The sequence below is a fragment of the Pseudomonas cavernicola genome, from assembly GCF_003596405.1.
Taxonomy (GTDB): Bacteria; Pseudomonadota; Gammaproteobacteria; order Pseudomonadales; family Pseudomonadaceae; genus Aquipseudomonas; species Aquipseudomonas cavernicola.
Window position 1 is genome coordinate 665,199 of sequence record NZ_QYUR01000008.1, and the last position, 21,094, is coordinate 686,292.

Annotated in this window: 18 protein-coding genes and 1 pseudogene; all 19 read right to left on the reverse strand. The window is 63.5% G+C overall.

Annotated features, from left to right (window positions below; genetic code table 11):
* Window positions 1-24 precede the first annotated feature (24 nt).
* A complete protein-coding gene (locus D3879_RS25045; protein ID WP_119956869.1) occupies window positions 25-927 on the reverse strand; it encodes a D-hexose-6-phosphate mutarotase in 903 nt (300 codons plus the stop codon).
* Window positions 928-945: 18 nt separating this feature from the next.
* Entirely contained in the window at window positions 946-2,169 is a 1,224-nt protein-coding gene (locus D3879_RS25050; protein WP_119956870.1) for a maltoporin, read from the reverse strand.
* A gap of 74 nt (window positions 2,170-2,243) precedes the next feature.
* On the reverse strand, window positions 2,244-3,404 hold the full coding sequence (locus D3879_RS25055; protein ID WP_119956871.1) for an ABC transporter ATP-binding protein: 1,161 nt from the start codon (window positions 3,402-3,404) through the stop codon (window positions 2,244-2,246).
* Between the two features lie 46 nt (window positions 3,405-3,450).
* A complete protein-coding gene (locus D3879_RS25060) occupies window positions 3,451-4,296 on the reverse strand; it encodes a carbohydrate ABC transporter permease (RefSeq protein WP_119956872.1) in 846 nt (281 codons plus the stop codon).
* Entirely contained in the window at window positions 4,289-5,197 is a 909-nt protein-coding gene (locus D3879_RS25065; protein WP_119956873.1) for a carbohydrate ABC transporter permease, read from the reverse strand. The genes D3879_RS25060 and D3879_RS25065 overlap by 8 nt, the downstream gene beginning before the upstream one ends.
* A 185-nt stretch (window positions 5,198-5,382) precedes the next feature.
* On the reverse strand, window positions 5,383-6,636 hold the full coding sequence (locus D3879_RS25070) for an ABC transporter substrate-binding protein (protein ID WP_119956874.1): 1,254 nt from the start codon (window positions 6,634-6,636) through the stop codon (window positions 5,383-5,385).
* A 239-nt stretch (window positions 6,637-6,875) separates the two neighbouring features.
* A complete protein-coding gene (locus tag D3879_RS25075) occupies window positions 6,876-8,321 on the reverse strand; it encodes an ATP-binding protein (RefSeq protein ID WP_119956875.1) in 1,446 nt (481 codons plus the stop codon).
* Complete coding sequence (locus D3879_RS25080) at window positions 8,314-9,045, reverse strand: response regulator (protein ID WP_119956876.1); 732 nt, start codon at window positions 9,043-9,045, stop codon at window positions 8,314-8,316. Before D3879_RS25080 ends, D3879_RS25075 begins: the two co-directional genes overlap by 8 nt.
* Window positions 9,046-9,105: 60 nt before the next feature.
* Window positions 9,106-10,071 carry a glucokinase gene (locus D3879_RS25085; RefSeq protein WP_119956877.1) on the reverse strand — a complete coding sequence of 322 codons (966 nt, stop codon included), beginning with the start codon at window positions 10,069-10,071 and terminating at the stop codon, window positions 9,106-9,108.
* On the reverse strand, window positions 10,068-11,894 hold the full coding sequence (gene edd / locus D3879_RS25090; RefSeq protein ID WP_119956878.1) for a phosphogluconate dehydratase: 1,827 nt from the start codon (window positions 11,892-11,894) through the stop codon (window positions 10,068-10,070). Before edd ends, D3879_RS25085 begins: the two co-directional genes overlap by 4 nt.
* 238 nt (window positions 11,895-12,132) lie before the next feature.
* Window positions 12,133-12,315: pseudogene (locus D3879_RS25095) on the reverse strand (IS5/IS1182 family transposase); the annotation flags it as partial.
* Between the two features lie 295 nt (window positions 12,316-12,610).
* Window positions 12,611-13,216 (reverse strand): RraA family protein, encoded by a 606-nt coding sequence (locus tag D3879_RS25100; RefSeq protein ID WP_119956880.1) that lies wholly within the window; start codon window positions 13,214-13,216, stop codon window positions 12,611-12,613.
* A 24-nt stretch (window positions 13,217-13,240) separates the two neighbouring features.
* Window positions 13,241-13,615: a RidA family protein gene (locus D3879_RS25105; RefSeq protein WP_119956881.1), complete on the reverse strand. Its 375-nt coding sequence runs from the start codon at window positions 13,613-13,615 to the stop codon at window positions 13,241-13,243.
* 102 nt (window positions 13,616-13,717) lie between these two features.
* Window positions 13,718-15,043: an OprD family porin gene (locus D3879_RS25110; protein WP_119956882.1), complete on the reverse strand. Its 1,326-nt coding sequence runs from the start codon at window positions 15,041-15,043 to the stop codon at window positions 13,718-13,720.
* 126 nt (window positions 15,044-15,169) lie between these two features.
* Entirely contained in the window at window positions 15,170-16,528 is a 1,359-nt protein-coding gene (locus D3879_RS25115; RefSeq protein ID WP_119956883.1) for an MFS transporter, read from the reverse strand.
* 166 nt (window positions 16,529-16,694) lie between these two features.
* On the reverse strand, window positions 16,695-17,921 hold the full coding sequence (locus tag D3879_RS25120) for a Zn-dependent hydrolase (RefSeq protein ID WP_119956884.1): 1,227 nt from the start codon (window positions 17,919-17,921) through the stop codon (window positions 16,695-16,697).
* Between the two features lie 70 nt (window positions 17,922-17,991).
* Window positions 17,992-18,921: a 2-hydroxyacid dehydrogenase gene (locus tag D3879_RS25125; protein WP_119956885.1), complete on the reverse strand. Its 930-nt coding sequence runs from the start codon at window positions 18,919-18,921 to the stop codon at window positions 17,992-17,994.
* On the reverse strand, window positions 18,918-19,673 hold the full coding sequence (locus tag D3879_RS25130; RefSeq protein ID WP_119956886.1) for a class II aldolase/adducin family protein: 756 nt from the start codon (window positions 19,671-19,673) through the stop codon (window positions 18,918-18,920). Before D3879_RS25130 ends, D3879_RS25125 begins: the two co-directional genes overlap by 4 nt.
* A gap of 12 nt (window positions 19,674-19,685) precedes the next feature.
* Complete coding sequence (locus tag D3879_RS25135) at window positions 19,686-20,981, reverse strand: MFS transporter (RefSeq protein ID WP_119956887.1); 1,296 nt, start codon at window positions 20,979-20,981, stop codon at window positions 19,686-19,688.
* Window positions 20,982-21,094: the final 113 nt, after the last annotated feature.

Consider the following 21,094-nt stretch of genomic DNA (forward strand, 5'->3'; position numbering starts at 1 on the left):
TCCGGGCTACTCAACGCAAATTCACTACCCAACCCAAGCCCGCAGCGTCAGCCGCGCCTCCTCCGCCGGCGCCAGGGTCAGGCTGTCGGTATCGCAACAGGCCGCCTCCACACAGACGAAACCCAGCCCTTCGGTCCAGCCGACATCGCTCAGCGGGCGGCTACCGGGATGCCAGACCACGGTGTTGGCGCTCCCTCCACCATCGATGCACAGGCGTCGCTGCCAACCCGGATCCTGCAGGCGCACCACTCCGCCACGGCGGAAAATGCGATGACAGCCATCGGCTATGCGCAATTCGCCCTGCTGCCGGCACGGCTCGCGCACCAGCAGGTCACGGCCCTCGGCGCCATTCAGGCCCCGCAGCCCGACTCGCGCCACATCGCTGACGCGCCAGTAGGCGTGCAGCGCATGGCTGAGCATGCAGGGCTCGCTGTCGCGATGGCGTGTGCTCAACTCGAGGGACATGCCCTCGCCCAGCTCCGTGTGCAGCTCCACCTGCCACTCGTGCAGCTCCAGCCGCCAGTGCAGGCGCACGCCGGTGTCGTCTGCATCCTTGTGCAACAGGCGCCAGTCGCTGAGGCGCGCCCAGCCATGGTGCGGCCAGCCGCCCTCGCCGGGATGGCGACCGAACCAGGGCCAACACACCGGCACGCCGCCGCGTATGGCGCCGATCTTCGGCCAGCGCGAGGCGCACCAGAGCAAGGGCCGCTCGCCGCGCGGCTGGAAATGCAGCAACTGCCCGCCCTGGCGACTGAACACCGCCTGGCAGCGCGGATGCTCCACTAGCAGCAGTTCGCGCCCCTGGTGCTCGATCCAGCGGAACACCTGACGGGCAGCCGGCCGGAACAGGGCAGACAGGGGATGGTCGGCAACCTCCCCCGCCCGCGCCTGCTTCAGACTGGCGCGACGCGACTCATCGGCCGACATCGGGACTCCTGAGCGAAATCATTTCCACCAGTACTCGATCTGCACGCCGAAGTTGGATCCGTGCAGGTCGCTGCCGAAGGCGCCGGTATCGGAAAGCGCCGAGCCCGCAGCCATCTGGCTGGCCGCGCGCTGCGCCGCCTCGTTCCAACTGGCGTAGGTGTAATAGAGGCGGATTTCCGGGCGCTCCCAGAAGCCCGGGCCGGCAGGTGACCAGGTCGGCGCTACGGTGAACTTGGTCAGCTTGCGGGTGCCGCCGGGGGCCTCGACCTGGTCGCGACCCAATTCGGTAACCAGCTTGAACTGTTCGGTGATGGCGTAGCTCGGACGCACGCCAACTGACAGCCAGTTCTGATCGTCGCCATCGGGGCGGGTGTCCTTCTGGTAGACGACCTCGAACTGGCCGCCGAAGCGTGGCGTCACCTGCCAGTCGAAGAACTCCACGACGCGCCAGCTCTTGGCGCTGTCGTCCAGGGTCGGGTCGCCGGTGTAGCCCAGACCGGTGCCGGGGCCTTCGCCGTATTGCAGAGCCAGGGTGTTGACCCCGCCGAGGAATTCGATCTGCTTGTGCTGCATGGCCAGCGCCCAGCCGCTGTGGGCGTCGGTGCTGTCCGGCTTGTCGATATAGCTGACGCCCACTTCCACTTCGCCGCCGGGATTGGTCTGAAAGCCGCCGACGTTGAAGTCGTGGCGGTTGATGTAGGGCTTCTGGTCGTAGTTGTCCTTGCGCGAGAACACGTAGCTGTACTTCCGGTCGCCGATCATCACTTCGTCGAGGCCGAAGCCGGTGGCGCTCTGGTTCCAGTAGTAGAAGTCGGAGATGTGGATGTCGTTACGCTTGTAGAAACGGCGCCCGGCCCAGAAGGAGCCGCCGTTGAGTGCCGGCATCTTGCTCCACTCGGCGTACATCTGGTTCATCCGCGCGAAGCCGTGGTCGCCGGTGAACTCCGGCGTATGGCCGTACTCGTTGTACAGCTGGGCCATACCTTCGACACTGATCACAGAGCCGTCGTCCAGCTTGAGCAGGTCCTGGCGCAGGTCCAGCTCGATGTACTGCTCGCACTCGTTACCCAGGCGGTACTTGGACTGCGCGCCGGGCAGCTGAAAGCAGGATTGCGTGCCGCCCTCGACCGAGTCGCCGACACCGCTGCGCACGTAGCCGCTGAACTCCAGCGCCTGCGCCGCCCCTGAAAGTGCGAACAGCGCGCAGGGCAGTACCCACAAACCTTTGATCGTCGTGTTCATATGCACTCCAGATTTTTATTGTTGTACTTCGATGGATTGCCGCACCAGGGCGCCATCAGGCGCCCCGGCTGTTTTCAACGCCCCTTGAACTGCGCGACCCTGGCCGACCGCTCAGGGCTACGCACCTTTCCCAGCCGGCCCAGCCGCTCGCCGCTCTGCGCATCGAAGAGCAGCACCTTGTCCGGATCGAACTGCAGCTCCAGGGTCTCGCCCACCTGCGGCGCGACATCCGGCGCCAGGCGGCAGCAAACCTTGGTCTGGTTGAGTTCGACGAAGACCAGGGTGTCGGGGCCAGTTGGCTCGGTGACCTGTACCTCGGCTCGGATGCTGGGCATGCCTGAGGCGTTGCCCGAGGCAAGGAGAATCTGCTCGGGGCGCACGCCGAGGATCACCTCGCGCCCTTCCAGCCCCTCTTCCAGCGCGCCCAGCGGCAGTTCGCAGCGGCCACCCGCACTGTCCAACAGCGCCCAGAGCTGACCGTCGCGACGCTGCAAGCGCAGGGGGATGAAGTTCATCGGTGGCGAACCGATGAAGCTGGCGACGAACAGGTTCGCCGGGTCGTTATAGATCTGCTGCGGGGTGCCGAACTGCTGGATCACCCCATCCTTCATCACTGCGACCTTATCGCCGAGGGTCATGGCCTCGATCTGGTCATGGGTGACGTAGACCGTGGTGGTCTTGAGGCGCTGGTGCATCAGCTTGATCTCGGTGCGCATCTCCACCCGCAGCTTGGCGTCGAGGTTCGACAGCGGCTCGTCGAACAGGTAGATCTTCGGCCGTCGCGCCAGCGCCCGCCCCATGGCCACGCGCTGCTGCTGGCCGCCGGAGAGTTGGCCGGGCTTGCGGGCCAGCAGGTGCTCGATCTGCAGCAGCCTGGCCACCCGCGCCACCTCTTCATCGATGGCGGTCTGGGGCATCTTGCGGATCTTCAGGCCGAAGGCGATGTTGTCGCGCACGCTCATGGTCGGGTACAGCGCGTAGGACTGGAACACCATGGCGATGTCGCGATCCTTGGGGCTCATGCCGCTGATGTCGGCTTCGTCTACCAGGATCGCCCCGCCGGTGATGCTTTCGAGGCCGGCGATGCAGTTCATCAGGGTAGATTTACCGCACCCGGAAGGCCCCACCAGGATGAGGAACTCGCCGGAGTCGATCTTCAGCTCGATGTTCTTCAGGGTGTCTGTCAGGCCGCTGCCGTAGGACTTGTTGACGTTGCGCAGTTCGAGGGTAGCCATGTCATTTCTCCACTTTTGAAAGCGTCGCGAGCAGGCGCAGCAGCCTTCAACCTTTGACGGCGCCGGCAGTCAGCCCGCGCAGGAAATATTTGCCGGCCAGCACGTAGACCAGCAGGGTGGGCAGGCCGGCGATCATCGCGGCGGCCATGTCGACGTTGTATTCCTTGGCTCCGGTGCTGGTGTTCACCAGGTTATTCAGGGCCACCGTGATTGGCTGCGTATCGCCGCTGGCGAACACCACGCCAAAGAGGAAGTCGTTCCAGATCTGGGTGAACTGCCAGATCAGGCAGACCATGATGGTCGGCACCGACATCGGCAGCAGGATGCGCCCGAAGATGGTGAAGAACCCCGCGCCGTCCAGCCGCGCGGCGCTTACCAGGGCAGCAGGAATGCCTACGTAGAAGTTGCGGAAGAACAGCGTGGTGAAAGCCAGGCCATAGACCACATGCACCAGCACCAGGCCGGCGGTGGTATTGGCCAGGCCGAACTGGCCGAGGGTGAAGGACGCCGGCAGCAGCACCACCTGGAACGGCAGGAAGCAGCCGAACAACAGCATGCCGAAGAACAGTTGCGAGCCGCGGAAGCGCCACATCGACAGCACGTAGCCGTTGAGCGCGCCAAGCAGCGTGGAGATCAGCACCGCTGGCACGGTGATCTTCACCGAGTTCCAGAAGAAACCGCCGATGCTGTCCCAGGCCTTGATCCAGCCGATCAGAGTGAACATGTCCGGCCAGGACAGCAGGTTGCCGCTGCGGATGTCGTCCGGGGTCTTGACGCTGGTCAGCAGCATGACCACCAGCGGCACCAAGTAGACGGCGCAGGCCAGAATCAGGGTGGCGTAGACGGCCAGGCGGCTGAAGCTGAAGGAGGGTTTTCCAGCCAGGCTAGTCATGGCGCTTGTTCCTCAGTTCGGAGTACAGGTAGGGCACGATGATCGCCAGCACTGCGCCGAGCATGAGCATCGCGCTGGCGGCGCCGAGACCCATCTGGCCACGGGTGAAGGTGTGGGCGTACATGAACATCGCCGGCAGGTCAGAGGCGTAGCCAGGGCCGCCAGCGGTCATCGCCGCCACCAGGTCGAAGCTCTTGATGGCGATGTGCGCGAGAATCATCAGTGCGCTGAAGAACACCGGACGCAGGCTCGGCAGCACGATGCGCAGGTAGATTGTCGGCAGGCTCGCGCCATCCACCTGGGCGGCGCGGATGATCGACTGATCGACGCCGCGCAGGCCGGCGAGGAACAGCGCCATGACGAAGCCCGAGGACTGCCATATGGCGGCGATCACCAGGCAGTAGACGACCCGGTCCGGGTCCACCAGCCAGTCCAGGCGCAAGCCTTCCCAGCCCCAGTCGCGCAGCAGCTTGTCCAACCCAAGGCCGGGGTTGAGCAGCCACTTCCAGGCGGTGCCGGTGACTATCATCGACAGTGCCATGGGGTACAGGTAGACGGTGCGGATGAAGCCCTCGCGGCGGATGCGCTGGTCCAGCAGCACCGCCAGGACCACGCCGATAACCAGGCTGATGGTGATGAACAGCCCGCCGTACACCAGCAGGTTGTGGCTGGCTACCCACCAGCGGTCATTCCCCAGCAGGCGTTCGTATTGCTGCAGCCCGACCCACTTGTAGCTGGGCATGAAGCGCGAGTTGGTGAAGGACAGCAGGAAGGTCCAGAGGATGTAGCCGTAGAAGCCGACCAGCACGATCAGCACGCTCGGCGCCAGCACCAGCCTGGGTAGCCAGCGTTGCAGCGCGTCCAGCGGCGAGGCCTTGGCGAAGACTGCGATTGAGTTCATGGGTAACTCCGTTGGTGTTGCGATGGAACCTTTCACCAAACGACGGCCTTCCCCCCTCGGGAGAAACGCGGCGCGGCCGCTCCCGTGGCGCATGCGCGAGGGCATGCACCGGGGACGTGAGGTTGCTTAATGGCGGGTTTCACCCGCCCTACGAGGCGGTCGCCTGGCTCAGGCGGCCCGACCGCTTACTGCACCGCGGCTATCGCGGCAGCCAGTTGCTGCACGGCCTTTTTCGGGTCGGCGGCGGGGTCGTTGAAGAAGTTGGTCACCACATCGAAGACAGCGCCCTGCACGTAACTGGAAGCGGCCATGCCGTGGGCCAGACTCGGCTGTAACCCGTCACCCGCCGCAGCTTCCTTGAAGTCCTTCATGGACTGCTGCGCACAGGTATCGAAGCTGCTCATGTCCTGGTCCAGGCGGACCGGAATGGAGCCCTTGTTCTGGTTGAAGAACTGCTGGAACTGCGGATCCATCACCGTGCGCGCCAGATCGTTCTGCGCCTTGCGATCGTCCTCGTCGCTGAGCTTGAACATGGCCAGAGAGTCGATGTTGTAGGCGAAGCTACCCTGGGTGCCGGGGAACGGCAGGCACTGGTAGTCCTTGCCGGCTACCTTGCCGGCGGCGCTCCACTCGCTCTTGGCCCAGTCACCCATGAGCTGCATGCCGGCCTTGCCGTCGATCAGCAGGCCGGTGGCGCTGTTCCAGTCGCGCCCGGCGGCGTCGGCATCGATATAGCCGCGGAGCTTCTTCAGGGTGGCGAAGACCTCGACCATCTTGTCGCTGGTCAGGGTCGCCTTGTCCTGTTCGACGAAGGCCTTGTGGTAGCCCAGCGGGCCGAGGATGCTGAACACCAGGTCCTCGAAAACTGTGCCGTCCTGCCAGGGCTGGCCGCCGTGGGCAATCGGGATGAAACCGGCCGCCTTGAGCTTGTCGGCGGCGGCGAAGAATTCATCGAGGCTGGTCGGCGGCGTGGCGCCGGCCTTCTTGAATACCTCTGGGTTGATCCACAGCCAGTTGACCCGGTGCACGTTCACCGGCACGGCCACGTAGTGACCGTCGTACTTCATGACGTTGGCCACCTGCTTGGGCAGCAGCGTGTCCCACTTGCCTTCGTCGGCGACTTCGTCCAGCTCGGCGAGCAGGCCCAACTCGCCCCACTCCTGGATATCCGGCCCCTTGATCTGCGCGGCGGATGGTGGATTGCCGGAAACCGCACGGGTCTTCAGCACGGTCATGGCCGCTTCGCCACCACCACCGGCAACGGCGAAGTCCTTCCAGGTGTGGCCTTTTTCTTCGACGAGTTTCTTCAGAGTATCGGCTGCGCGCTTTTCGCCACCGGAGGTCCACCAGTGCAGGACTTCGACTTCACCGGCGAGCGCGGCGAGAGGGAACAGCGAGGCGAGGGAAACGACAGCGGCTAGGCGGGAGAACGCATTCATGACGCGGTACCTTTCTTGTTGTTATGCCTGCGCAAGTCTGAGTGCCTGCGCTGAAAATCAGTCTACCCACGGTCCATTCGGCGGCGGGTAACAAAGGGATAGCAAATGGTCACCGGGTGGTTACAAAAGCCTGCCTGCAGAGTCGATGCATCAGGATATGAGTGAAAGACCGAGTCACACCAACCCTCCCTCCCCCCAGCCCAACAAGGTGCGCGCAGCGCTCCCAACGGCACTGCCGATCACCCTGCATGCCGAGGCAACCACAGGGTTACACGCAGTCCACCCTCGCGCAGGTTGCGCAGGCTCAGCTCACCGCCGTGGCTGTGCGCCAGGTTGCGCGCGATGCCGAGCCCCAGGCCATAACCCTGCTGCTGCCCGGAGAGGCGGAAGTACGGCTCGAAGACCTGCTCCAGGCGCTGCTCCGGTACCCCTGGCCCCTCGTCGTCCACATGCAGGACGAAGGCTTCGGCGTTGTCCTCAATATGCAAGTGCGCGCGCTGCCCGTACTTCAGCGCGTTGTCGACCAGGTTGCCGATGCAGCGGCGCAACGCCAACGGCTTGCCGGGGTAGCTGGCCTGCGCCTCACCCTCCAGGGTCACCCGGCCGCCGCCCAGATAGGGCTCGATGAGGCCATGCAGCAGATAATTGAGGTCGACCTGCTCGATGTTCTCGTGGATATCGGTGTCTTTCACGCATTGCAGCGCGCCCTTCACCAGCAGCTCCAGCTCGTCGAGGTCACGGCCGAACTTGGCCTGCAGGTTCTCGTCCTCCAGCAGCTCGACACGCAGGCGCAGGCGGGTGATGGGGGTGCGCAGGTCGTGGGAGATGGCGCTGAACAACTGGCTGCGCTCGCTGAGGTAACGGCTGATGCTCTCGCGCATGCTGTTGAAGGCCCGGCTCACCTCCACCACCTCGCTGCCGCCGGCCTCGGCCAGCGGTTCCACCGTGGCGCCCAGCGACATCTCCCGCGCCGCCACTGCCAGACGCTTCAGCGGCCGGCTCTGCCAGTGCACCAGGATGCCGATGAACAGAAGCAGAAAGCTGCTGGTGAGCAGGATGAACCACAGCTGTTGCGCCGGCAGGCCCTGGTCCTCCAGGCTGACGTAGGGCTCCGGCATTAGGGATGCCAGGTACAGCCACTCGTTGGGGGCGATTTGGATCTGCGTGACCAGTACCGGCGGATTCACCGGCTCCAGGCTCAAGGCATAGTGCGCCCAGGAGCGCGGCAGTTCGTCGAGCTTCAGGCCGCTATTGAAGATGCGCAGGTCGTCCGGGCTGACGAACTGCGCGGAGAGGTCCACCGACTTGCCCAGGCGCTCGCGCAGCACCTCATCCACGGCATTCAGCACGGCACGCTTGCGCGGTGTGGGCGGCAGCACTCGCATCTGCAGCGGCTTGTCGTTGAGGGAAACGAAGAAGCGTGTGCCGCCCATGCTGCGCAGCTGATCCAGCACCAGCGGCCGGTAACCCAGCGGCAGGGAGCGGAAGTAACTGACGCTGGCCGCCATCGAGTGGGCGAGGCTGCGCGCACTGGTGAGCAGGCCCTCCATCTGGCTGGCGCGCAACTGCGAGAGCCAGATCACACTGGACAGCGCCTGCGCCAGCAACACCACCAGCAGGGTCAACAGCAGCATGCGCCCGAGTAGCGAGCGTGGTACCGGCAGGAAGCGGCGCCAGCTACGCATGGCTGTGCGGCGTCACCTGCGCCGCGAGCAGGTAGCCGGCCCCGCGCACCGTGCGGATCAGCCCTGGTGCCTTGCCGGTGTCACGCAAGCGCTGGCGCAGACGGCTCACCGCCATGTCGACGATGCGCTCCAGCGGCATCACCTCGCGGCCACGGGTGGCGTTGGCGATGGTGTCGCGGTCGAGGATCTGCTGCGGGTGATCGAGGAACAGCTTGAGCAGAGCGAAGTCGGCGCCAGAGAGGATCACCTCCTCGCCATCGATGTGGAACAGGCGGTGGCTGATCATGTCCAGGCGCCACTCGTCGAACGCCAGCACTTCCACTACGGCGCGCTCCTGGCCGAAGCCAACCCGCCGCAGCAGGGCCTTGATCCGCGCTTGCAGCTCGCGCGGGCTGAAGGGTTTGCCGAGGTAGTCATCGGCGCCCAACTCCAGACCGATCACCCGGTCAGCCTCGTCGGAACTGGCGGTGAGCATGATGATCGGCACCTGTGCCAGTCGCTGATGCTCGCGCACCCAGCGGCACAGGCTGAAGCCGTCCTCGTCGGGCAGCATCACATCGAGGATCACCAGGTCCGCAGCGTACTCGCCCATGGCCTGGCGGAAGCCGGCGCCATCGGCGACCGTACGCACCTGGAAGCCGGCACGGCTCAGGTACGTCTGCAGCAGTTCGCGAATTTCCTGATCGTCATCGACCAGGAGAATGGATTTTCCGGCTTGGCTCACGTCCGCCGTCCTTTTCTTGTTATTGCCCACATCGACAGGCCTTCCGGCCTGCCGCTGAAATCACAGTGCAGAAGCCAACGCCTGCTGCAGCGCCACACCCGCCCCTTCCAGGCCGGGGTACTCGGCCGTCACCAGCCACACCGGCACGCCTTCGAAATAACCACTCATGCAGCCCTTGCTGGAGAAGCTGCGGGCGAAGCCGCTGGCCTGGAAGAAGGCCGCGAAGCGCGGCACCACCCCCCCGACTATATACACTCCGCCGCGTGCGCCAAGGGTCAGCACATTATTGCCGGCGACCCGTCCGAGCCAGGCGCAGAATTGCTCCAGTACCTCGACCGCCACAGGCTCCCCGGCCAGGGCCGCGGCGCTGACCTCGGCCGGCGAAGCCAGCCGCGGCGCATGACCGTCCAGGGCGCAGACCGCGCGGTAGAGCTGCAACAGGCCGCTGCCACTGAGCACATCCTCGGCGCGTACATGGCCCAGCTGACTGAACAGCTGCTGCCAGAGCGCCGCTTCGCGCAGGCTGCCGATCGGCAGGTCGACATGCCCGCCCTCGCCCGGCAGCGCTTGCCAGCGACCGTCGTCCAGCGCTAGCAGGGTGCCAACGCCCAGCCCGGTGCCCGGACCTATCACCACCGCCGGGCTGCCGGGTTCGGCAATGCCGGGGCAAACCTGCAGGCGCTCGTGCTCGCGCAAGCGGGTCATGCCCAGCGCCATCGCGGAAAAGTCGTTGATCAGCAACAGCTCGTCCACCTGCAGTTCGCGGCAGAAGGCCGTGCGCGCGAGGCGCCAATGGTTGTTGGTGAAACGGAAGTGCTCGCCGCTTACCGGCCCGGCGCAGGCCAGGCAGACCGCGGCGACGCTGCCTGGCGCCAGACCCAGGTCGGCCAGGTAGCGGGCAATCGCCTGCTCGGGGCAGGTGAAGTCGGCGGTGGCCAGCACCCGTACCGACTCCAACCGCTCGTCGCGCCACAGGGCGAAGCGCGCATTTGTACCGCCGATATCGCCAACCAACGCCAGTTTCACTTCAGGCTCTCCAGGCTGGATGTAAAGGCACTCGCCCCCTGCTCGGCCGAACTGAAGGCCATGCGCATGAAGGCGAAGAGTTCGCGGCCGCAGCCGACGCCCGCATCCAGGTCGCCGCGTGCAGGCTCGCGGGCGGCGAACTCGTCGGGGTCGAGCAGGATCCGCAAGGTCCCGGCACGGCCATCGACGCGAATGATGTCACCGTCGCGCACCCGCGCCAACGGACCGCCATCGTAGGCCTCGGGGCAGACATGGATGGCCGCCGGGATCTTCCCGGATGCGCCGGACATGCGCCCATCGGTCACCAGCGCCACCTTGAAGCCGCGATCCTGCAGCACGCCCAGGTACGGCGTCATCTTGTGCAACTCCGGCATGCCATTGGACCGCGGCCCCTGGAAGCGCATGACCGCAACCATGTCGCGCTCCAGCTCACCGGCCTTGAAGGCATCAGCCAGCTCCTGCTGGTCATGGAACACCCGCGCTGGCGCCTCCACCATCTGGTGCTCGGGGTCCACGGCGGAGACTTTCATCACGCCACGGCCAAGGTTGCCATCCATCAAGCGCAGACCGCCCTCAGGTGAAAACGGCCGCGCCACCGGCCGGAGGATGTTTTCGTCGAGACTCTTGCTTGCTCCTTCACGCCACACCAACTGCCCATCCTCGAGGAAAGGCTCCTGGGTGTAGCGCCGTAGTCCACGCCCGACGACGGTATTGACGTCTTCGTGCAGCAATCCGGCATCGAGCAGCTCGCGGACCAGGAAGGCCACGCCGCCGGCGGCCTGGAAGTGGTTGATGTCGGCCTTGCCGTTGGGATAGACGTGAGCCAGGGTCGGCACCACTTCGGAGAGATCGGCCATATCCTGCCAGGTCAGGTGGATGCCGGCAGCCTGAGCGATGGCCGGCATGTGCAGGGTGTGGTTGGTGGAGCCGCCAGTGGCATGCAGCGCCACGATAGAGTTGATCAACACACGCTCGTCGACAAGCTCGCCAAGAGGCATGAACTGCCCGCTCTGCCGGGTCAGGCGGGTGACCTGCCGCGCGGCTTCGATGGTCAGGGCATCGCGCAGCGGGGTGCTGGGATTGACGAAGGATGAACCGGGCAAATGCAGCCCCATCACTTCCATCAACATCTGGTTGGTGTTGGCGGTGCCGTAGAAGGTGCAAGTGCCTGGACTGTGGTAGGCCTTCATTTCGGCCTCCAACAGTTCGTCGCGACTGGCTTTGCCCTCGGCGTAGCGCTGCCGCACATCAGCCTTCTCTTTGTTCGAAAGCCCCGTGGCCATGGGCCCGCCCGGCACGAACAGGGTCGGCAGATGACCGAAACGCAAGGCACCCATCAGCAGGCCAGGGACGATCTTGTCGCAGATGCCCAGGCACAGGGCCGCGTCGAACATGTTGTGCGACAACGCCACCGCCGTGGACATGGCGATCACCTCGCGACTGGCGATACCCAGCTCCATGCCAGGCTCGCCCTGGGTCACGCCATCGCACATGGCTGGCACGCCGCCGGCGAACTGGCCGACCGAGCCGATCTCGCGCAGCGCCTGCTTGATCTGCTCGGGGTAATGCTCGTAGGGCTGGTGGGCGGAGAGCATGTCGTTATAGGCCGAGACGATGGCCACGTTGGCGGCATCCATCAGGCGCAGGCGCTGCTTGTCACCGCCCCCACAGCCAGCCACCCCGTGGGCGAAGTTGGCGCACTGCAGCTTGCCGCGTTGCGGCCCCTCGCTGGCGGCCGCTTGAATCATGGCCAGATAGCGCTCGCGTGTGGCGCGACTGCGCGCGACCAGGCGCTCGGTTACCTCAAGAACGCGGGGATGCATGGGATCAACTCCAGGTGACTGAAAAGCATATAGTTATATAAACAACAATAACGTATTCATGCGAGTAAAATAAGTACAATTGCGCTTTTATATTGTTATATAAACAACATTTGTCCAAATGATCTGTGTGGCGAAGGGTGCGGTCGTGAGCCACCTGGAGCTGACTATGCAGCCCCTGTTGCTGTTCGGAATGACTCTCCCCGACGCATTCTTAGCCCGGCAGATTACTCGCCTATCCGGTTCTCTCGACGTCCACGATGACGCCTGCCTCGACGTCGATCAGGTAGTTGATCGAGTAGGCGTAGTAGGCCGGGCGTCCTGGGGCGGCGGTCCACTGCGAGGCCGGATCGGCCAACGATTTTTTCTTCGGCGCTTTTCGCTCTTCATCGGATTTATCCAGCGCCGCCAGATACTCACGCACCGGTAGGCAGCATCAGATTGAAGATTGCTACACCACTGTCCTCAATGCCACTGACCACGGCTTTGGCCGTACCGCCGGACTCCTGGGTAGTGAAGCTGCGCAACGCGGTGCTGCTGTACAGCCCTTGGCTGGCCAACAAAAGGCCATTGGGTTGCCTGTTTATGCTGTTGGATCACGGATAACAGCCGAATCTGTCGCGAAAAAACACATCCCTGTTCCGCGCCTCAGCATGCGTACTCCTCGTGCCATCGAGCCTGGCTCAGCGCATCAGCCGAGCACGGCCGTCAAGCGAGGGCTACGCCAGTACCGTGCCAACCGACTCCCCAGCCCTCAACCGGGCCAGAATCTCGGGCTCCGCGCGATCCGAGGCCAGCGCCCGCTCGATCACCTCGGCCGCAACAGCGGTGTCCAGCACCAGCACGCCATTGTCGTCCGCCATCACCAGATCACCCGGCCCTACGTGCACTCCCCCGCACATCACCGGCACGTTAGTCGCGCTTTCCGATGTGCCATGGAGCTTGGTTGTCAGCTGGCTGGTGCCGCGGGCGAACACCGGCAGGCCGGCCGCACGGAGTTCCGCGATATCCGTCACCACGCCGTCCACCACTATTCCCACCGCACCTGCACATTGCGCCGCGCATTGGGTCACCGCGCCCACGGGCGCGTGGGACCAATCGCCCGCCATGTCGATCACCAGCACGTCGCCAGGCCGCAAGGTTGCCAATGCGCGGTTCACCGCGATGGCGTCGGCGTCGGCAACGCGAAGAGTGACCGCCCGGCCGACAAACCTGATGTTCGGCACCATTGCACGAATGGCGTGATCGACGAATCCCTCTTCGAGGAAATGCCCGAGGGTGGCGAAGCTCACCTCGCCCAGTTGCTCGATCAGTTGTTCAGTCATTGCAGTACCCACCCGTTGATCGATTCAGGAAACCAGCTCGGCGATGCAGTCGATCTCCAGGGAAACACCCCAGAGTTGCACGCATACCGTGGTGCGAGCCGGCGGCGCATGACCGAGGATTTCCCGGTAGACCAGGTTGAACTCCTCGAGCAGGGCGGGATCGGTGAGGTAGGCGTTGACCTTGACGATATGGCTCAGACTGGAGCCGGCTTCCTTGAGAATTGCCTCGAGGTTGCTGAAGGTCTGCCGAACCTGATCGGCAAAGCTGGCGGGTTGCTCAGCCAGGCTATCCAGCGCAGGAATCTGCCCGGCGGTGAACACCAGGTTGCCGGAGACGACTGCCTGGGAATAGGGCCCCACCGGACCGATGGTGCCGGGGGCTGAATTGATTCGCTTCATATGAGTTGCCTCGTTGGTTGTCTGGTTGACCTGCGTTGAAGCCATTACGACTGGCGAAAGGCATCCACCGCCGGCCAGGCTCGCGACGGATGCGCTCAATCGTCAGAAAAGCGCAAAGCTGTAACTCAGGATCAGGCGGTTCTGCTCCTGGTTCGGGTCCACTTCAGAGTGCAGCAGCCCGTTTTTCCAGCCGATGCCCAGCCCTTTGAACGCGCCGCCTTGGATCACGTAGTCGAGCGCGATGTCACGCTCCCATTCGGACTTCTCGTTACCGGAATAGCTCTGGATGTTGTCGCCCTTCAGGTATATGACGGAGGCTTTCAAACCCGGAATGCCGGCCGCCGCGAAGTCATAGTTGTACTGCGCGAAACCGGTCCGCTCCCCTGCCCGGTTGAAGCTGGCGAGCATCCGGTCGGTGTGCAGGTACAGGCTCGCGCCACCGGCGCCCTTGCCCGGCAGCGAGCCCTGGTTGAGCTGTACAAAGTTGCTGCCATCGGATACGCGCTGGTAGCCGGCGGTCAGGGCATGGCCGCCGATGGCATAGGTGAAGGCGGCGCTCCAGGTGCGGTTGTCGATTTCACCCGTGCCCTCTTCGCTGAAGCCACTGACCTTGTAGCCGGAAGCGCGCCCCGAGGCCGAGCTGTTGGCCCCATCGGAGGCGGTTTTGAAGTAGCGCAGTTCGGTCTTGAAGGACTGCCCTTCAGCGATCGGGAATGAGTGAACCAGGCCCAGGAAGTGCTGCTTGTAGTAGTCCTCGAGATTGCCGAAGTAATACTGCGCAGTGAGCTCCGGGCTGAACCTATAGTCCGCGCCGGCAAGCAGGAATTCGTTGCTCTCCTGGGTGCCGCCCATGACGGCCAGGCCGGTGCGATCGCTGGAAGCGCGCCCGGTAGCGTGTTCCAGGCGCCCGGCCGTCAGGGTCAGCTCATCGAGCTCGTTCGAGGTGATCTGTCCACCTTCGAAGGTCTGCGGCAGCAGCCTGCCATCGTTGTAAGTAACCACCGGCAGCTTGGGCATCAGGGTGCCGTAGCGGGCCTCGGTCTTGGAGAACTTCAGTTTCGGCGTGAGCCCCAGGCGACTCCATTCATCCGCAGCACCCTCCCCATCCCTGGGGATCATCGAACTGCCACGATGGCGTCCGGCGCCGCTGTCCAGCGTCAGGCCCACCAGGCCGATGGCATCCAGCCCCACACCGAGGCTGCCCTCGGTATAACCGGAACTGAAGTTGAGCATGAAGCCTTGAACCCACTCTTCGGTTTTGCTCTGGCCGGCACTGCCGGCCCGGTTGCGGAAATCGTTGTTGAAGTAGAAGTTGCGCAGCCCGAGCATCGCCTGGCTGTCCTCGAAAAAGTCCGCCAATACCGGCTGACTGAGCGGCAGCGACAAAGCGCCGGCGGCGAAGCTAAAGCGTTGAATCGATTTTTTCATCTGAACGTGCTCATTCAGTCTGCTCAGGAATCCGCCCGCGACAGCACGCAACGATCCTCTGTCGCTGGCAGGATGTCTGGGTGGGTAGTGAGTTGGCTTGCCGGTGCCGATCAGCACCGGCCGGTTTCAGTTGGCAGTTGCCGCTTTCCCGGTTCGGGACTGCTCGGGGAGGACGCCGAGGTCTTTCTTGAATGTCTCGGTCAGCAGCAGGAGCGCGATCAGCGAAATCACCGCGGAACCGATCATGTACCAGGCGACCGAGGAGCCCTTGCCGGTCATCGCCAGCAGCCAGGTGGTCACCAGCGGCGTTGCCGCACTGCCCAGCAAGCCGGACAGCATGTAACTGATCGACAACCCGGAATAGCGCACCTTGGTGCCGAACAGTTCGGCCAGGAAGGTGGCAATCGGCCCGTAGTTCGCGGCGAACGCGGTCATCAGCAGCAGGTAGCCGAGGAATACGAAGGGCAGTTCCTTGGTGTCCATCAGCCAGAACATGGGGAAGGCCACCAGGGCCTCGGCGATGATGCCGCCGACTATCACCGGCTTGCGCCCGTACTTGTCCGACAGTGCACCGAAAAACGGCAGCATCACAACGCAGCAGGCACAGGCGGCGAGCACCACCGACAACATTTCGCCACGGCTGAAACCCAGCGTCTGAGTGCCGTAGGTGAGGCCGAAGGCGACGATGATGTTGTACGAGGCACCGGTGGACATGGTGGCGACGCCGCCGAGAAGGACCTGCTTCCAGTACTTCCTGAAGACTTCGAACAGCGGCACCTTGACCTGGCTATGGGCCTTTTCCACCGACTGGAAGGCCGGGGTCTCGGTGATGTTCAGACGGATGTATAGCCCCACCCCGACCAGCAGAATGCTCGCCAGGAAAGGCACGCGCCAGCCCCAGGACAGCATCTCTTCCGCAGGCAGCGTCGCGGCGATGAGCAGGAACGCGAGGTTGGCCAGCATCGTGCCCAACGGCACGCCGATCTGCACCCAGGAGCCATACAGGCCGCGCTTGTTGAGCGGGGCATGCTCGACGGCCATCAGCACCGCACCGCCCCATTCCCCACCTAGCGCCAAGCCCTGGATGATCCTCAGGGTCAGCAGGAGGATGGGCGCCCAGACACCGATGGTTTGATAGTCGGGGAGCAAGCCGATGGCGAAGGTGGCGGCGCCCATGGTGAGCAGGGAGATGAGCAGCATCGATTTGCGCCCGAGGCGATCACCGAAGTGGCCGAACAACGCGGCGCCGACGATGCGCGCACCATAGGCGGAGGCGAAGGTACCGAATGCCAGGAGTGTCCCGACCAGGGCGTCGAAGCCGGGGAAGAAGATCTTGTTGAACACCAGGGCGGAGGCCGTGGCGAATATGAACAGGTCATACCATTCGACGGTGGTGCCGATGACGCTGGCGACTGCTACTTTCTTCATGTCTGTTTGTTTTGCGGGCTGGTGAGTACCAACCGTGGAGCACGCTGGGCTGTTCATGCCTTTCTCCCGTCTTTTACCGCTTGGGTATTGTGGATTTAATTGTTCTAGGCAGTTAGAAGCATTGCTGTAACTGGGTCTTGTTGTTGTTTTTTGGGCAAACAGGGCCCGTGCCGCCAACTGGCCGGAAACAGCCAGCTGGCGACTTTTCTTGCGTGGTACTGCTTTAGATCCTGTTCGCTCGGCTCAATACCGCGTTGAGCAATACATCGCAGCCCTTGCTGACATCGTCCGGCAAGGCGTCTTCGGCCTCGTTATGACTGAGGCCGCCGACGCACGGGATGAACACCATAGTGGTCGGGCAATGGCGGGCCAGGTGGATGGCGTCGTGTCCGGCGCCGCTGACGATGTCCTGGTGGGGATAGCCCAGGGTCTCGACCGCGTTCCTCACGGCGGCGATACAGGCGTCGTCAAAGGGGGTCGCCGGGCTCAGCCAGTGCCGCTCGACACTCACGGCGAGGCCGCGCTTGGTGGCGATGGTGACGATGAGGTCGCGGGCACTCGCCTCCATGGCGGCGATTTCTTCGTCCAGGTGATGACGCAGGTCCAGGGTGAAGGCAACCCGGCCGGGGATGGTGTTGCGCGAAGACCGGGCGATGTTCAACTGGCCAACCGTGACCAGGCCCTTGGGGGCGAAATCCCTGGCCAGTTGCTCGAGCGCGGCGATCATCTCGCCGACGCCGAACAAGGCGTCCTTGCGCAGGGGCATGGGCGTAGTGCCAGCATGGGCGGGCACGCCCTGGACTTCGACATCCAGCCAGCAGATGGCTTGGCCACCGGTGACCACGCCTACGGGCAAGCCGTTGTCCTCGAGAATCGGACCTTGCTCGATGTGCGCTTCGAAATAGGCGTCGAAGGCTCTCGCCAGCGGTTCCTCGCCGGCATATCCGGACTGCTCGAGAGCCTCCTTCATACTGATGCCGTCGGCATCCTTAATCGCCAGGGCCTTTTCCAGCGGCAACACCTGGGTGAAGACTGCAGAACCGAGCATGGCAGGCGTGAAGCGTGCCCCTTCTTCGTTGGTCCAGACCGCGATCTCAATGGGCTTTTCAGTCTCGATGCCCTGGTCCCTCAGGCTACGCACCACCTCCAGGCCGGCCAACACACCATAGATACCATCGAAACGGCCACCCTTGGGCTGGGTGTCCAGATGGCTGCCCATGACCACCGGCGGCAGCGCGCCGTTCCTGCCTTCGCGCTGGGCAAAGAGGTTGCCGATGCGGTCAACCTTGATCGACATGCCGAGCTCCCGGCACCAGCTTACGAACAGCTCGCGACCGGCGCGATCCTCGGCCGACAGCGCCAGCCGGCAGTTGCCACCGTTTTCCGTGGCCCCGACCTTGGCCATCTGCATCAGGCTGTCCCACAGCCGTTCGCCGTTACTCTTCAACATGCTTGATTCCTCTCATTGGCGGCTGGGTGAAACAGCCTTTTCTGTCCTGGGATTGCCAATCGGGCGCCCGTCAGTAGCCGAGCCGGGGGTCGACCAGGTTTATAAGTGGCAGGCCCTCGGCCAGGCGCCTGGCGTTCTCCGCAATCTGCCGGGCGATACAATCGTGGGAGGCGGCCGAGGCCATATGCGGCGTGATGATGACCCCGGGGGTAGTCCACAGCCGGTTGTCGAGCGGTAGCGGCTCCTTCTCGAACACATCGAGTAGCGCGCCGCGCAATTGCCCCTCAGCCAGCGCCTGTTCCAAGTCGTCGCCCCGCAGGTGCTGCCCGCGCCCGCAATTGACGATCGCGGCGCCCGGTTTAAGGGCGTTGAAAGTGGCAGTGCAGAGGATGCCTTTGGTCGCTTCGGTCAGGGGCAGCAGATTGACCAGCAGGTCCAAGCCACTCAGAAAGGCGGCGAACCCGGCCTCGCCGGCAAAGGTCTCGACACCCTCGAGCGGTTTCTCGGTGCGGGCCCAGCCGCGCACGGCGTAGCCGGCTTCGGCCAGTTCCGCGGCGATGGCGCCCCCCAGAGAACCAAGCCCCATCACGCCCACCTTGTAGACGGACGCGGGGACCTGTGGATGGCGCCGCCAGAGCTGCCGGCTCTGTTGCTCCAGCGCCCGGTCGAAATCACGGTGGTAGTGCAGCACTGCCCAGCGCACGTACTCGGCCATGCCCTGCCGATGCGCAGGATCGACCACCCTACAGACCGGCAAAGCCGGACGTTCGGGATCTGCGTCGAGGTGATCCACCCCTGCCGCCACGGAGTGGATCAGTTTCAGTGCTGGCAGCGACGCCAGGCTCCCCACCGGTGGAAACCAGCAGGCAGCGATTTCCGCGTCCTTCGCGGCCGGGTCATCAGCCAGTACCACCTGAAGTTCAGGCGCCTGGCGGGCGAACGCAGCGCGCAACTGCCCAAGCAGCAGCGTATCGCTCGATAACAGAACCAGCGGTTTCATGAGCAGTAGGACTCGCGTTGATCCTGAATCAGTGTCAGTGCCGCCTGCCAACTCAAGTTGACGATCTCATTCGCCTCATCGCGCTCGAATTGCGCAGCGGTGTGCTGGCGGACGTCCTCGGAGGGGAACAGCAACTTCGAACCACCTGACAGGGCCTGGACCTGGGCCTGGCAAGCTCGTTCGAGGAAGTGGATTTCGTGGAAGGCTTCGGCCACGCTTCCGCCACCGGCGAGCAGACCGTGATTTCTGAGAATCATCGCCTTGTGCGGACCAAGATCGTCAATCAGGCGCTCACGCTCATCCAATGAGAGCGCGATACCCTCATAGGTGTGGTAGGCGAGCTTGCCGTAGAACTTGAGCGCATGCTGGCTGATTGGCAGCAGCCCATGCTCCTGCGCGGATACCGCAATGCCAGCCGCCGTGTGGGTGTGAACGACGCACTTGAGGTCAGGACGAGCCATATGAATCGCAGAATGAATCACGAAGCCAGCAGCATTCACCCGGCGCTCGCCAAATGCGCTATCCACCACGTTGCCGAGTTGGTCGATCCGCACCAGGTCCGATGCTCTCATCCGATCGAAGATCACACCGTAACGGTTGATCAGGAAGTGATGTTCCGGTCCAGGAATACGCAAAGTGATATGGGTATCGATCAGATCGGTCATGCGGAAATACGCGACCATTCGATACAGGGCCGCCAGCTCGCAGCGCGCCTGCCATTCGACATCGCACATGTTGTCGGGCTTGCTCATGAGTTCTCCTAGTTAACGAGCGAGAGCTGGGGTCGCATCGGTCTCGCCACGCAGGCGGGCGAGACCACAGACCCCAATCAGGGATACGGCGGAAAGAAGCGTGAAGTACACGGCCAATGGGAGCCATTGCCCAGCGAATTTGCTGGCCAACAGCGTCCCGATCAGTGGGGTCGTACCCCCTGCCACTGCGCAAATCAATTGATAGGCGATCGAGATACCCGAATAGCGCAGACGTGCCGGGAATGCCTGGGACATGTAGCCCGCGATCACCGCGTACAGAGCAGAAAGGGTCACCACTGCCATGGAGATTCCCAGGGTCATTAGAATGAGGTTCTGCGTTCCAACCAACAGGAACATCGGATAGGGCACGGCCATGCACAGCAGGGCCACCAGCTTGAGGAACCGCCCTTCACCGATTCGCTCGGCGAGCAATGCCGAGCAGGGTTGGGATATGAACTGAATGATGGTGACCAGAAAGAGGCAGTCGAGAATGGTCGAGCGAGCGATCCCCTGATACTGGGTCACGTAGGTGATCATGAAAGTATTGGTGAAGAAAAAGCCTGCAGAGCCAATGGTGACTGCCGCCGCAGCAAACAATATCTGTTTCCAGCAGGTGCGGATGACTTCCAGAACCGGGTACTTGGCCGTCTCGTTGTTCTCTCGCACTTCCTTGAATTCGGGCGATTCCTGTACACCAAAGCGAATCACCAAGCCGACGCACATCAGAACGCCACTGGCCAGGAAGGGAATACGCCAGCCCCACTCCAGGAAGTCTTCCTGCTCCAGCGAGGTCGCCAGGCGAAAGGCAATCAATGCCAGTAGCAACCCGGCAGGGCTACCCAGTTGGGCGAAGGACGCATAGAAGGTTTTGCGCCCGGCCGGAGCGTGCTCGCTGGCCATCAACACGGCGCCGCCCCACTCGCCACCCACGGAGATGCCCTGAATGAAGCGGAGGGCAACCAACCCGATAGGGGCCCAGATTCCAGCTGTGGCATAACTTGGTAGCAGGCCAATACCGGTTGTCGCTATCCCCATGAGAAACATGGTGAAGAGCAGCATCTTCTTGCGGCCCAGGCGATCGCCCAGATGCCCAAAGACCATCCCGGCCATGGGACGAGCGATGAACCCGACGGCAAAGGTGCCGAAGGCAGCCAACGTGCTCAGCATGGGATCCTCGCTGGGGAAGAAGATCTGCCCGAGCACGAGAGCTGCAGCGGTCGCGTAGATATAGAAGTCGTAGAACTCGATGGTCGTGCCAATGAAGGCCGCAGCCGCGGCTCGCCGCGGCTGATTGGAGGTGCGTTGCATGCAAGTGCCCTCTTAGATTCTTTGTAAGGCGGTTTTCTGGACTGTATCCGGTTGCGCTCTATTGGCGCTTTGCAGCTTTATCGCCCCCAGGCTATGATTAGTCAATTTTCTAA